The following is a 12,644-nucleotide window of genomic DNA, read 5'->3' on the forward strand; positions in this document are numbered from 1 at the left end:
CCGGAGGAGTGGTGCCCGGAGGGGTGGTGCCCGGCGACCACCCCGCCGGGCACCACCCCTCCGGGCACCACTCCTCCGGCGACCCCGACCGACACGGTCCACCACCTGGAGGACGCGGGCACGGCGAAGCTCACCACCATGGCGGGCGACGCGTTCGGCGACCGGATCACCACGCGTACCGAGACCAAGGCCGGCACGGCCGTCGCCAAGGTCCGGGTCCGCTTCACGATCGTCGGGGACACCGATGCCACCTTCGCGGGTGGCGAAAGCGTGGCCGCGGTCATCACCGACAGCCGGGGCATCGCCACGGCCCCAGCCCTGCGGGCGGGCGAGAGGACCGGCACTTTCACGGTCCGTGCCACCGTCGTGGGCCGTACGGTCGCCGCCGTGAACTACTCGGCCACCGTCACCGCCCGCGCCGCCGACGCCCTGGCTCCCACCGGCGCGGCCTCGGCGACCTGTGTCGCGGGCGGAGAGTTCGCCGACCAGGTCGAGCTGAAGGCCACCTACAAGGGCGCCGTTGCGGGCATGGTCGCGGCCACCGCCACGCTCGTGAAGTCGTCCGACGACCCGACCGCGAACGACAAGGGTCCCTTCTTCAAGGACGCCGCCGGCAACCCCGTCCGCACCCTGACGGACTTGCGCACGGACGCGAACGGCCTGCTGACCCTCCCGAAGCTGTACGCGGATGACACGGCCGGGACGTTCCTGCTGCGCGTCACCACCGAGGGCGGCGCCACCCTCACGGTGGAACTGACCGTGACGGAGCCCCCGTCACCCACGCCGACCCCGTCGGACCCGCCCTCCGAAACCCCTGCGGAGAGCACCTCCCCGAGCCCGTCCGGATCGACGACGACCGGCTCCTGACCCACCCCGGCGCCACGTCCGTAGCGACACCGCACTACTTCTGCACCACCTGCGCAGCACCGACGGCGTCCCGCTCCCCGCGAGTGGGACGCCGTCGGTGCTGCGCAGGTGTTCTCATCTCGCCCGCCCGTTGCTACGGTGCCGGACCTGACGGCCCATCAGTTCCGATGGAACGAACCTCCGACCTCCGCGGGAGGCCCGTATGCGCGCCCTGATCGCCGCCGCGACCGGCCTCGCCCTCGCGCTCGCCCTGGTCCTCACCCTCACCGCCCTGGGCACCCCGACCGGCGAGACCTCCCCGAAACCCCTGCTGACGACAGTGCCCGCACACCCGTGACCACCCGGGAGGGAGGCCGACATGCGCCGCAAGGCCGGCCTGATCCTGCTCGCCCTCGCCGTGTTCTTCGCGGCCCTGTCCCCGCTGCTGCGCTGGTACGCCTTCCCGCGCCTGGCCAAGGTGCCCGCCAACGCCTACCAGGACATGGTGCTTGAGGCGCGCGACGCCACCCTCCTCGACTACGGCACCATGACCGCCCGCATCGTCCCCAAGGTCACCATCGTGCAGACCCTCAAGGGCAACGTGGAGGAGTCGGAGAAGATCGAGCGGACGGCGGGGCGCGACGTCGTCGTCTGGGACGGCCTGTCCTACGTCCAGGGCCCCGACGGCAAGATGGTCTCCCGCATCCCCGAGCGCTACATCTTCGACGCCCACACCCAGGAACCCGTCCACGCCACCGGAGAGATGGTCGACGGCCACCCCGTCCGCCGCGAGGGCCTGGAGTTCAAATGGCCCTTCCGCACGGAGAAACGCGACTACGAGTACTTCGACGCGCAGGCCCGCGTCACCGCCCCCATCCACTACAAGGGCACCGAGAACTTCCGCGGCCTGGAGGTCTACTACTTCGAGCAGACCATCCCCTGGACCCAGGTCGCGATGCCCAGGACCATGCCCGTCGCAGGGATCACCCCCGAGACCGTCGCGAGGACGGGCACCACCCGCTGGTACACCACCGTCCGCAGGTTCTGGGTCGAACCCGTCACCGGCGCACCCGTCTACGGCGAGGAGATCCACCGGGAGGAACTGCGCGGCGGCACCCTCCTCGGTGACCGCGACAAGGTGACGGCCTTCGCAGGCCACGTGAAGATGCGCGAGGACTACATCGAGCACACCGTCGACCTGGTCGCCGCCAACCGCACCCTGGTCCTGCTGATGACCTCCTACCTGCCCTGGGGCTTCCTCTCCCTCGGCGTCCTGCTCCTCGCCCTCTCGCTGTACGTGGAGGCCCGCGGCCGACGTCCCGCAGGCCCGGAACCGGCCCCCGCCGCCGACACCGGACCGGTCACCGCCTGAGCCGCGCGTTGGTGTGCCGCGTCGGCTCGGCACCGGCCGGGTCCTCCGGCCACGGATGCTTGGGATACCGGCCCCGCAGCTCCGCCCGTACGCCCTTGTAGCCGTCCTTCCAGAAGGAGGCGAGGTCGGCGGTCACGGCCGCGGGCCGCCCGGCCGGGGAGAGCAGGTGCACCAGCAGCGGCACGCCCGCCACCCGCGGTGACTCCTGGAGCCCGAACATCTCCTGGAGCTTCACCGCCAGCACCGGCTGCCCGGGGTCGGCGTAGTCGATCCGGATTGCGGACCCACTCGGCACCGTGATCCGCTCCGGCGCCAGTTCGCCCAGCCGCGCCGCCTCGCCCGAGGCCCAGGGCAGCAGCCGCGCGAGTGCCTTCCCCGCGTCGATCCGCGCCAGGTCGCCGCGCCGCCGGGCCCGGCTCAGCTCGGGCTCCAGCCAGTCGTCCGCGCGCGCGTGCAGCGCCGTGTCGGAGACGTCCGGCCACGGCTGCCCGAGACGCGCCCGCAGGAACGCCAGCCGCTGCCGCAACCCCCGCCCCTCCGCCGACCACCGCAACAGCCCCGGCCCCTCCTCCCGCAGCCCTTCGACCAACGCCTCCCGTACGAGTCCGGCGTCGGCGTCCCGCAGTGGCCGCGCCGCCAGCTCCACGGCCCCGAGCCGCTCGACCCGCCGGGCCACCACGTCCCCCTCGGCCCAGTGGACCTCCTCGCGGATGTCGAGCAGCGTGCCGGCCGCGAACCGGGCGACCTCCTGGTCGACGACCGCCGCGAGCTGCACGCGCGCGTGCCCCTTGCCGACGGGCCGGTCGGCGACGGCGACCGCGATCCAGGGGGCACCGCCCAGCGCGGAGCCCTCACGTACCTCGGCCCGCGTCCCCGACACCATCAGGTAGGAGCCGCCGTCGGCCCTGGCGACCCGCTCCGGGAAGGCGAGGGCCGCGAGGACACCGACCCGGCCGTCCTCGCCCGCCGGCGCGGACGGCCCCCCGCCGGCCCGCTCCGCCGGACCTGCGAGCTCTGGCGGGCCGGCGAACTCCGTGGCCACGGCCCGCAGCCGCCGCACCTCCGTCCGCCAGCGCCCCGCGTACGCGTCACCGCCGCGCCGGGCGGCACGCAGAGCCCCCGCGAGATCGTCGCCGTACTCGCGCGGAGCCTCCTCGCTCAGCAGCGCGACCACCTCGGCGGCCCGCTCAGCCCCGACCAGCGACGCCCCGTCGAGCAGCGCCCGCCCCAGCCTCGGATGCAGCCCCGCCCGCGTCAGCCGCACTCCGCGCTCCGTGGCCCGGCCCGCCGGGTCCACCGCCCCGACCGCCCTCAGCAGCCGGCCGGCCGCGGCCATCGCCCCGCCCGGCGGCGGATCCAGCAGCGCCAGCCCAGAGGCCCCCGGATCGCCCCAGCAGGCCGCCTGGAGGGCGAACGCCGTCAGGTCGGCCACTTTGATCTCGGGCGACGGGAACCGCGGCAGACGGGCGTTCTCCGCCTCCGCCCAGCACCGGTACACCGCGCCCGGCGCCTCACGCCCGGCCCGGCCGGCCCGCTGCCGTCCCGCCGCGACCGACGCTCGCACCGTCGCCAGCGCGCTCAGCCCGCGCGCGTGGTCCACCCGCGGCTCCCGCGCCAGGCCCGAGTCGACGACCACCCGCACACCCGGCACGGTCAGCGACGACTCGGCGACCGACGTCGCCAGCACAACCCGGCGCCGCTCCCCGGGAGCCAGCACCGCGTCCTGCACCGCAGCAGGCGCCCGCCCGTGCACCTGGAGCACGTCCCCCGACCGCTCCTCCAGCGCCCGCCGCACCACCGACGCCACATGCGCGAGCAACGCCTGGTCCACCCACATGCCGTGCGGCGGCCGTACCGGCCGGACCGGAGGCACCCACACCACCTCGACGTCGTACGACGTCCCGTGGGCCTCGATCACCGGCGCACCGCCCAGCAGCCGGGACCAGCTCTCGGTGTCGGTCGTCGCCGACGCGGCGACCAGCCCCAGTTCGGGGCGGAGCGTCTCGCGCACGTCCCACAGGAAGGCCGCCGCCGTGTCCGCGTCCAGATGGCGCTCGTGGCACTCGTCCAGCACCACCACGTCGACCCCGGTCAGCTCCTGGTCGCGCTGGAGACGCTGGAGCAGCACACCGGTGGTGACGACCTCCACGCGCGTGTGCCGGCCGACGACGCGCTCGCCGCGCACGGTGTACCCGACGCTGTCGCCGGTCCGCTCACCGAGCAGCCACGCCATCCGCCGGGCGGCCGCCCGCGCCGCGATCCGCCGCGGCTCCGCCACGACCACCCGCCGCACCGGGCCCTCGCCCACCAGCCCGGCCAGCGCCAGCGGCACCAGCGTCGTCTTCCCGGTGCCGGGCGGCGCCGCCAGCACGGCGGTCCCCTGCCCGGCCAGGGCCTCGCGCAGCGCGGGCAGGGCGGCCCGCACGGGCAGCGCGTCCAGGGCGTCGTAACGGATCACGCCACCCAGTGTCGTACGCCGGGGGAGGCGCCCACGCACGCGCGTGCGGGCAATGTGAGAACAGGGAAGGGGCTAGGTCCAGTACGAGGATCTACGCCCGGCACGCCGAGAGCACGCACCTGACGCCGCGCGGCCGCCCTCCGGGCGACGACGGGAATTGTCGGACAGGCCCTAGTCCCGCTCGCAGACGAAGATCGCCGTGCCCGGGATCAGGGCGCCGCGCAGCGGCGACCAGCCGCCCCACTCCGCGGTGTTCCAGACCGGCCACTCCGGCTCGACCAGGTCCACCAGCCGGAAGCCCCCCGCCACGACGTCGCGGACCCGGTCGCCGATCGTGCGGTGGTGCTCGACGTACACCGCCCGGCCGTCGTCGTCCTGCTCGACGTAGGGCGTGCGGTCGAAGTACGACGAGGCGACGGACAGGCCCTCGGGGCCCGGCTCGTCCGGAAAGGCCCAGCGGATCGGATGGGTCACCGAGAAGGCGAAACGCCCGCCCGGCCGCAGCACCCGGCGCACCTCCTTGAGGACCTGCACCGGCTCGGCGACGAAGGGCAGCGCCCCGTACGCCGAGCAGGCCAGGTCGAAGGAACCGTCCGCGAACGGCAGGACCGCCGCGTCGGCGCACACCAGCGGGAAGGCCGCGCCGATCCGCAGCGCGTGCTGGAGCTGGCGGTGGGAGACGTCCAGGGCGACCGGACGGGCTCCCTGGGCGGCCAGCCAGCGCGCGCACTGGGCGGCGCCGGCCCCGATCTCCAGGACCGTCCTGCCCTTCAGCTCCTCCGGCGGGCCGAGCAGCTCGGCCTCCACCTCGTCCAGTCCCTCGGGACCCCACACGAAGCGGTCGTCGCCGAGGAAGGTGCCGTGCTCGATCTGGTACTCGTCCGCGTTGCGGTCCCACCAGCCACGGTTGGCGCGCGCGCTCTCCGCGACACCGGCCTCGCGGCGGGTGGCCTCCGGCTCGGGCTCCGGCCCGGACCCCGGCTCGAACGCCGGCTCGGACGATACGGGCTCTTGGATGATCGGCTCCCTCGTCGTACTCTTCCGTCCAACCCGCATCCGGAAGGCGCCGTCACGGTGTCCCCGGGAGGGCCTTGCCGCGGCCTGCGTGGCCTCGGAAGAGAGGTTGTGTGCCGGAATTGGGGCGATCCGCCCCGGGTGTGCGCCTTCGCGCATTGACCCTGCCCGGCTGCCCCCGTATGCTACAAGTTGCGCTGCGGGCTTGCGCACCTCAGACGTAGCAGGTCGCGCTCGCATCTGTATGTATGTCCCCTCGGTTGTCGAGGCGCCATAGCCGTTTTCGGTGAGGCGCTTCCTTGGCTGTCCGGCCGTCTGCAGAGCGAAACGGGCTCCCGGCGTAAGCAGTACCTACGACTCTCTGTCCGTACCGGAGCCCTTTCCCACATGACGAGCAGCACCGAGACCACCTCTACCACGCCGCAGGTAGCGGTCAACGACATCGGTAACGAGGAAGCTTTCCTCGCCGCGATCGACGAGACGATCAAGTACTTCAACGACGGCGACATCGTCGACGGCGTCATCGTGAAGGTCGACCGGGACGAGGTCCTGCTCGACATCGGTTACAAGACCGAAGGTGTCATCCCGAGCCGCGAGCTCTCGATCAAGCACGACGTCGACCCGAACGACGTGGTCGCCGTAGGCGACGAGATCGAAGCCCTTGTTCTCCAGAAGGAGGACAAGGAAGGCCGCCTGATCCTCTCGAAGAAGCGCGCTCAGTACGAGCGTGCCTGGGGCACCATCGAGAAGATCAAGGAAGAGGACGGCATCGTCACCGGTACCGTCATCGAGGTCGTCAAGGGTGGTCTCATCCTCGACATCGGCCTCCGTGGCTTCCTGCCGGCTTCCCTCGTCGAGATGCGCCGTGTCCGCGACCTCCAGCCCTACGTGGGCAAGGAGCTCGAGGCCAAGATCATCGAGCTGGACAAGAACCGCAACAACGTGGTCCTGTCCCGCCGTGCCTGGCTGGAGCAGACCCAGTCCGAGGTTCGCCAGACGTTCCTCACCACCCTCCAGAAGGGTCAGGTCCGCTCCGGCGTCGTGTCCTCGATCGTCAACTTCGGTGCCTTCGTGGACCTGGGTGGCGTCGACGGTCTGGTGCACGTCTCCGAGCTCTCCTGGAAGCACATCGACCACCCGTCCGAGGTTGTCGAGGTCGGCCAGGAAGTCACCGTCGAGGTTCTCGACGTGGACATGGACCGCGAGCGTGTCTCCCTGTCGCTGAAGGCGACCCAGGAAGACCCGTGGCAGCAGTTCGCCCGCACCCACCAGATCGGCCAGGTCGTGCCCGGCAAGGTCACGAAGCTGGTGCCGTTCGGTGCGTTCGTCCGCGTGGACGAGGGCATCGAGGGTCTGGTGCACATCTCCGAGCTGGCCGAGCGCCACGTGGAGATCCCGGAGCAGGTCGTCCAGGTCAACGACGAGATCTTCGTCAAGGTCATCGACATCGACCTCGAGCGCCGTCGCATCAGCCTCTCGCTGAAGCAGGCCAACGAGGCCTTCGGTGCCGACCCGGCTTCGGTCGAGTTCGACCCGACCCTGTACGGCATGGCCGCGTCGTACGACGACCAGGGCAACTACATCTACCCCGAGGGCTTCGACCCCGAGACCAACGACTGGCTCGAGGGCTACGAGACCCAGCGGGAGGCGTGGGAGCACCAGTACGCCGAGGCGCAGCAGCGCTTCGAGCAGCACCAGCAGCAGGTCATCAAGTCCCGCGAGGCCGACGCCGCGGCTGCGGCCGAGGGCGGCGAGGCTGCTGCTCCGGCCGCGTCCGGTGGCAGCGGTGGCGGTGGCGGTGGCGGTTCGTACTCCTCCGAGGGTGCGGACACCTCTGGTGCCCTCGCTTCGGACGAGGCGCTTGCCGCGCTCCGCGAGAAGCTGGCCGGTGGGCAGAGCTGAACGCCCACTGAGCACTAGCTCATGACTGAGGGCCCGCACCTTTCGAGGTGCGGGCCCTCAGTGCTTTCCCGGCCGCCGGTGAGCCTCCTCCTCACCGGCCGGGCCGCCGCCAAGGCCGCACCGCAGGCACCGGACGCCGCACTCGAAAGTGCCTGGCAGCACGGCGCGTTCGCCTCCGCACGCCTGGCCGTGCCCGCCCTCCACGCGCGCGTGCCGGCTTCCTGACCCAGCCGTCACCAGCGGGCCGTACGAAGACAGCTGATCAGGGGCGTGGGCCGGGAATGCCCACGCCCTGTGGGGCGTTGTGCAGTACGAACACGAGGAGGAGCGGTCCAAGTGCTTGATCCGCAGGGTTTGTACGCATGGGAGCCGAAGGGGCTGGCTGTCGTCGACATGGCGCTCGCCCAGGAGTCGGCCGGACTTGTCATGCTCTACCACTTCGACGGATACATCGACGCGGGTGAGACCGGCGACCAGATCGTCGACCGGCTGCTCGACTCGCTGCCCCACCAGGTCGTCGCCCGCTTCGACCACGACCGACTGGTGGACTACCGCGCCCGCCGCCCGCTGCTGACCTTCCAGCGCGACCGGTGGAGCGAGTACGAGGAGCCGACCATCGAGGTCAGGCTCGTCCAGGACGCCACCGGAGCGCCCTTCCTGCTGCTGTCCGGCCCCGAGCCGGACGTCGAGTGGGAGCGTTTCGCCGTGGCGGTGAAGCAGATCGTGGAGCGCCTCGGCGTACGGCTGTCGGTGAACTTCCACGGCATCCCGATGGGCGTCCCGCACACCCGCCCGGTGGGCCTCACCCCGCACGGCAACCGCACCGACCTCGTCCCGGGCCAGCGCAGCCCCTTCGAGGAGGCGCAGGTTCCCGGCAGCGCCGAGGCGCTCGTCGAGTACCGCCTCATGGAGGCCGGCCACGACATCCTGGGCGTCGCCGCGCACGTTCCGCACTACATCGCGCGTTCCGCGTACCCGGACGCCGCGCTGACCGTCCTGGAGGCCATCACGGCCGCCACCGGACTCGTCCTGCCGAGCATCGCGCATGCCCTGCGTACGGACGCGCACCGCACGCAGACCGAGATCGACCGTCAGATCCAGGAGGGCGACGAGGAGCTGACCGCCCTCGTCCAGGGCCTGGAGCATCAGTACGACGCCGCCGCGGGCGCCGAGACCCGCGGCAACATGCTCGCCGAGCCGGTCGACATCCCGTCCGCCGACGAGATCGGACGCGAGTTCGAGAAGTTCCTGGCGGAGCGGGAAGGCGAGGGCTGAGCGGCCTTTGCCGGGGGTCTGGCGCGGGCTGTGCCGACGGCAGACCCTGGACCGCTCTTCGACCGTCGGCCGGTCTAGGCTTGCCGTCATGCTGAAGGTGGGCCTGACCGGTGGGATCGGCGCCGGCAAGAGTGAGGTGTCGCGGCTGCTCGTCGCGTGCGGCGGCGTACTGATCGACGCGGACCGCATCGCGCGCGAGGTCGTCGCACCCGGTACGCCCGGACTGGCGGCGGTCGTCGAGACGTTCGGGGAGGGCGTCCTCGCCGAGGACGGCAGCCTCGACCGCCCGAAACTCGGCTCGATCGTCTTCGCCGACCCCGGCAGGCTCGCCGCGCTCAACGCGATCGTGCATCCCCTGGTCGGCGCCCGCTCGCGCGAACTGGAGAGCGCGGCCCCCGAGGACGCCGTCGTCGTCCATGACGTCCCCCTCCTCACCGAGAACGGGCTCGCACCCCTGTACGACGTCGTCGTGGTGGTCGACGCCGACCCGGCGACGCAGCTCGACCGGCTCGTCCGGCTCCGTGGAATGACCGAGGACGACGCCCGCGCGCGGATGGCCGCCCAGGCGACCCGTGAGCAGCGCCGGCAGATCGCCGACATCGTCGTCGACAACGACGTGCCGCTGCCCGACCTGGAGCGACGCGTGAAGGACGTGTGGGCCGAACTGGTCCGCCGGGCGCGGACGTCCGAGGGGCCGGGCGGGCGGTCCGAGGAATAGAGGCCCTCGTCGCGCGCGTTGAACGCTGCGAGGAAGGGAAGGAATTTTCCGTGCCCGATACCAGCGGTTCGACCGGACGCAGTCCGGAGACGCATGTCATCGACTTCCGTGCCGCCGAGCAACTGCTCGCCGCACGGGACCCGCGGGGCGCGGTGAAACTGCTCGACGGTGTCATCGCCGCGTACCCCGAGAACACCGCCGCCCGGCTGCTGCGCGCGCGTGCCTTCTTCGCCGCCGCGCAACTACGGCCCGCCGAGCTGGAGTTCACGATCGTCCTGGAGCGCGAGCCGGACAACGCCTTCGCCCACTTCGCGCTCGCCCGCACCTACGAGCGGCAGGGCCGCGCCGACCAGGCCAAGCGGCACTTCCGGCTGGCCGCCGCGCTGGACCCGAACCCGCAGTACCTCAAAGCGGCCCGCTTCGAGTCCTGAGGCCTCGCGCTCACGGGAGTCCTCATGCCTCGCGCTTACGGGAGTCCTGAGGCTTGCACCCATGGGAGCCCTGAGGCTCTTGCACCTACGGGAGTCCTGAGGCCCTCGCGCTCACCGGGGCCGCTGCTCAGGCGGCCGGTACGGCGGGATGCCGGGGCCCGGCTGGTAGTGGGGTCCCTGACGCAGATGCCTGAGGATCATCGACAGGTCGACGGTGATCACCAGCCACAGCACCCCGCAGGCGATAGCCCAGCCCGGACGCCCCACGAGGGTGAACGCGACCGTCCCGAAGATAGCCCAGAGCAGCCCCCACACGCTCAGCCACAGCCGCATCCTCAGTGCACTGCGTGCTGTCACCGGCTCACTGCCCGTACGCATCGGATCACCACTCCTTCTTGAAACGTACTCCTCGGTGCGGACGTTCTCCAGGGGACGGCCACCGGGGGCCAGAGCCCGGGGGCCGGTTCTTCGAAAAGAGTGCCTTCACTCGAACGAATGAACCGGCAGGGTGGGGGAACGGCCGTGCAGGCACCGGCCGTTGGGCGGGTATGAGGCTGGAAATGCGAGAGGGATACGAGGGGACGGGGCCCGGGGCCATCACCCCGGACGGCTGCGCGGTCGAGCTGTACAGCCGCCTCCCGGTGCGCGACGAACCCGACATCGTCACCGCCGCCGTGCCCGCGGGCGCGCACATCCTGGAGCTGGGCTGCGGCGTCGGCCGCATGACGCATCCGCTCCTGGAGCGGGGGTTCACGGTCACGGCGGTGGACGAGTCCGCGGAGATGCTGGACCGCGTCCGAGGGGCGCGCACGGTGTGCGGGCCCATCGAGGACCTGGAGCTGGACGAGACCTTCGACGTGGTGATGCTCGCGTCGTTCCTGGTCCATGCCGGGGACGAGGAGGTCCGGCGCGGCATGCTGCGCACCTGCGACCGGCATGTGGCGGAGGGCGGCTGTGTGCTGTTCCAGCGGGAGGGCGAGGACTACCGCACCGATCTGCCCCGGGAGCGGGTCGACCCGGGCGGCTTCACCACCCGGATCCTGTCGGCCGAACCGGTCGGGGACGGCGTGGACTCGGTGCGCGCGGAGTATGTGTTCCCGGACGCGATATGGACCCAGACCTTCCGCTCCCGACCGCTCACCAAGGAACAGTTCGAGCGGGCGTTGGCGGAGGAGGCGGGACTGAGGGTGGACCGGTATCTGACGGAGGACGGGACCTGGGTGCGGGCGGTGAGGCGATGAAGCACTGCGATGAAGCACTGCGATGAAGTGCGGCGAAGAGCGATGAGTTCACGGCGGGGGAGCGGTCTGACTCTCCGACAGCACAACGGACCGCTTCCCCCAGGAGACCTCCATGTCCGAGACCACGGCACCCCTGCCCTCCGCCGCTTCCGCCGGTTCCCGGACCCCGACCGCCGGGCGTAGGCGGGCCCGCATCGCACTGCGCGGGCTGGAGGTGCTGCTCGCCCTCTTCTACGGGATCGCGAGCGCCCTGCCGAAGCTGATCGCCCACCCGTCGGCGGCCGAGGGCTTCGACAAGCTGGGCTGGGGCGACACCGGCATGTACGCCATCGGTGTCCTGGAACTGGCAGGGGCGATCGCCCTGCTGATCCCGGTGCTCCGGTCGGTGGCCGCGGTGTCACTGGGGGCGCTCATGGTGGGGGCGTTCATCGTGACGATCGTCGCCCTCGACGGGGAGAACGCGGCCACACCGCTGATCCTGCTGGTCCCGCTGGGCCTCATCGCCTGGGCCCGGCGCGAATCCGTGAAGGACCTCGCCCGACTGGTGCGCCGCACACCGTGACCGTCCGATCCCCTGGCTCCGGTTCCCCGTCCTACGGTGGATCCATGGACCCCGGCGAACCTCTGGACCCGCACCCCCTCACCGCTCTGGACCGGCGGGTCGCGGGGTGCCGGGCCTGTCCCAGGCTGGTCGAGTGGCGGGAGGAGGTGGCCCGCACGAAGCGGGCGACCTTCGCCGACTGGACGTACTGGGGGCGGCCGGTGCCGGGGTTCGGCCCGCCGGACGCGCGGTTGCTGATCGTGGGACTGGCTCCGGCCGCGCACGGCGGGAATCGCACGGGGCGGATGTTCACGGGAGACCGCTCCGGGGACGTGCTGTACCAGGCGCTGTACGAGGTCGGGCTCGCCTCACAGCCGACCTCCGTGTCCGCCGCCGACGGTCTCACCCTGTACGGCGTGCGGATCACCTCGCCCGTGCACTGCGCGCCGCCCGCGAACAAGCCGACTCCGCGGGAGCGGGACACGTGCCGGCCATGGCTGGTCCAGGAACTGCGGCTGCTGCGGCCCACGCTGCGGGCGGCCGTCGTGCTGGGGGCGTTCGGCTGGCAGGCCGCGCTGCCGGCCTTCGCGGAGGCGGGCTGGACCGTGCCCCGGCCCCGGCCGGCCTTCGCGCACGGGGCGCGGGTGCCGCTCGACGGCCTGGACCTCTTCGGCTGCTTCCACGTCAGCCAGCGCAACACCTTCACCGGGCGCCTCACCCCGCGGATGCTGCGAGAGGTGCTGCGCACGGCGGCGACGGCGGCGGGACTCGGCTCACCGGGACGGGAGGGCGCTGTCTGTTATAAAAAGTGCCGAGCCCACGAGAATGGCCAAAAACTCGATAGCC

General features: G+C 72.1%; 12 protein-coding genes and 2 pseudogenes. 11 read left to right on the plus strand and 3 right to left on the minus strand.

Features of this window, described 5'->3' with window-relative positions; genetic code table 11:
- The 3 genes and pseudogenes from P1P75_RS33705 to P1P75_RS33715 form a co-directional block, all read left to right on the plus strand.
- Positions 1 to 867 (plus strand): annotated as a pseudogene (locus P1P75_RS33705) (lytic transglycosylase); the annotation flags it as partial.
- 202 nt (positions 868 to 1,069) lie between these two features.
- Positions 1,070 to 1,204 (plus strand): SPW_0924 family protein, encoded by a 135-nt coding sequence (locus P1P75_RS33710; protein ID WP_107439618.1) that lies wholly within the window; start codon positions 1,070 to 1,072, stop codon positions 1,202 to 1,204.
- 21 nt (positions 1,205 to 1,225) lie between these two features.
- Positions 1,226 to 2,218: a DUF3068 domain-containing protein gene (locus tag P1P75_RS33715; protein WP_319262718.1), complete on the plus strand. Its 993-nt coding sequence runs from the start codon at positions 1,226 to 1,228 to the stop codon at positions 2,216 to 2,218.
- On the opposite strand, the gene hrpB is transcribed toward P1P75_RS33715, so the two are convergent.
- Both hrpB and P1P75_RS33725 read right to left on the minus strand, forming a co-directional pair.
- Positions 2,208 to 4,676 carry an ATP-dependent helicase HrpB gene (gene hrpB, locus P1P75_RS33720; protein ID WP_319262721.1) on the minus strand — a complete coding sequence of 823 codons (2,469 nt, stop codon included), beginning with the start codon at positions 4,674 to 4,676 and terminating at the stop codon, positions 2,208 to 2,210. The genes P1P75_RS33715 and hrpB overlap by 11 nt on opposite strands.
- Before the next feature lie 171 nt (positions 4,677 to 4,847).
- Positions 4,848 to 5,732: a class I SAM-dependent methyltransferase gene (locus tag P1P75_RS33725; protein WP_319262723.1), complete on the minus strand. Its 885-nt coding sequence runs from the start codon at positions 5,730 to 5,732 to the stop codon at positions 4,848 to 4,850.
- A 345-nt stretch (positions 5,733 to 6,077) separates the two neighbouring features.
- On the opposite strand from P1P75_RS33725, the gene rpsA reads away from it, so the two are divergent.
- The 5 genes from rpsA to P1P75_RS33750 all read left to right on the plus strand — a co-directional run bounded on the left by rpsA (position 6,078) and on the right by P1P75_RS33750 (position 10,016).
- The gene (rpsA, locus tag P1P75_RS33730; RefSeq protein WP_266455352.1) at positions 6,078 to 7,592 is read left to right on the plus strand and encodes a 30S ribosomal protein S1; all 1,515 of its coding nucleotides are present in this window, start codon (positions 6,078 to 6,080) and stop codon (positions 7,590 to 7,592) included.
- Between the two features lie 60 nt (positions 7,593 to 7,652).
- Positions 7,653 to 7,817 (plus strand): hypothetical protein, encoded by a 165-nt coding sequence (locus P1P75_RS33735; protein WP_319262725.1) that lies wholly within the window; start codon positions 7,653 to 7,655, stop codon positions 7,815 to 7,817.
- Positions 7,818 to 7,928: 111 nt separating this feature from the next.
- The gene (locus P1P75_RS33740; RefSeq protein WP_266455349.1) at positions 7,929 to 8,867 is read left to right on the plus strand and encodes a PAC2 family protein; all 939 of its coding nucleotides are present in this window, start codon (positions 7,929 to 7,931) and stop codon (positions 8,865 to 8,867) included.
- A gap of 88 nt (positions 8,868 to 8,955) precedes the next feature.
- The gene (gene coaE, locus P1P75_RS33745; protein ID WP_319262727.1) at positions 8,956 to 9,585 is read left to right on the plus strand and encodes a dephospho-CoA kinase; all 630 of its coding nucleotides are present in this window, start codon (positions 8,956 to 8,958) and stop codon (positions 9,583 to 9,585) included.
- A gap of 50 nt (positions 9,586 to 9,635) precedes the next feature.
- Positions 9,636 to 10,016 carry a tetratricopeptide repeat protein gene (locus tag P1P75_RS33750; protein WP_073498261.1) on the plus strand — a complete coding sequence of 127 codons (381 nt, stop codon included), beginning with the start codon at positions 9,636 to 9,638 and terminating at the stop codon, positions 10,014 to 10,016.
- Positions 10,017 to 10,127: 111 nt separating this feature from the next.
- Here the strand turns inward: P1P75_RS33750 and P1P75_RS33755 are convergent, their stop codons facing one another.
- A complete protein-coding gene (locus P1P75_RS33755) occupies positions 10,128 to 10,394 on the minus strand; it encodes a DUF6343 family protein (protein ID WP_319262729.1) in 267 nt (88 codons plus the stop codon).
- A gap of 170 nt (positions 10,395 to 10,564) precedes the next feature.
- Here P1P75_RS33755 and P1P75_RS33760 point away from each other — a divergent pair, with 170 nt between their 5' ends.
- The 3 genes and pseudogenes from P1P75_RS33760 to P1P75_RS33770 all read left to right on the plus strand — a co-directional run.
- Positions 10,565 to 11,257 (plus strand): class I SAM-dependent methyltransferase, encoded by a 693-nt coding sequence (locus tag P1P75_RS33760; protein WP_319262731.1) that lies wholly within the window; start codon positions 10,565 to 10,567, stop codon positions 11,255 to 11,257.
- A gap of 112 nt (positions 11,258 to 11,369) precedes the next feature.
- Positions 11,370 to 11,819, plus strand: a complete 450-nt coding sequence (locus P1P75_RS33765) for a DoxX family protein (protein ID WP_319262733.1) — start codon at positions 11,370 to 11,372, stop codon at positions 11,817 to 11,819.
- Between the two features lie 44 nt (positions 11,820 to 11,863).
- Positions 11,864 to 12,568, plus strand: a pseudogene (locus tag P1P75_RS33770) (uracil-DNA glycosylase); the annotation flags it as partial.
- Between the last annotated feature and the right edge of the window lie 76 nt (positions 12,569 to 12,644).

The organism is Streptomyces sp. ID05-39B (assembly GCF_033794725.1).
In the GTDB taxonomy this organism is placed as follows: Bacteria; Actinomycetota; Actinomycetes; order Streptomycetales; family Streptomycetaceae; genus Streptomyces; species Streptomyces bobili.

Bases quoted from the DNA above. Each gene is read 5' to 3' on its own strand.
- coaE (WP_319262727.1), top strand. From the start codon at position 8,956: ATGCTGAAGGTGGGCCTGACCGGTGGGATCGGCGCCGGCAAGAGTGAG.
- rpsA (WP_266455352.1), top strand. From the start codon at position 6,078: ATGACGAGCAGCACCGAGACCACCTCTACCACGCCGCAGGTAGCGGTC.
- P1P75_RS33765 (WP_319262733.1), top strand. From the start codon at position 11,370: ATGTCCGAGACCACGGCACCCCTGCCCTCCGCCGCTTCCGCCGGTTCC.
- P1P75_RS33715 (WP_319262718.1), top strand. From the start codon at position 1,226: ATGCGCCGCAAGGCCGGCCTGATCCTGCTCGCCCTCGCCGTGTTCTTC.
- P1P75_RS33760 (WP_319262731.1), top strand. From the start codon at position 10,565: ATGAGGCTGGAAATGCGAGAGGGATACGAGGGGACGGGGCCCGGGGCC.
- P1P75_RS33710 (WP_107439618.1), top strand. From the start codon at position 1,070: ATGCGCGCCCTGATCGCCGCCGCGACCGGCCTCGCCCTCGCGCTCGCC.
- P1P75_RS33725 (WP_319262723.1), bottom strand. From the start codon at position 5,732: ATGCGGGTTGGACGGAAGAGTACGACGAGGGAGCCGATCATCCAAGAG.
- P1P75_RS33755 (WP_319262729.1), bottom strand. From the start codon at position 10,394: ATGCGTACGGGCAGTGAGCCGGTGACAGCACGCAGTGCACTGAGGATG.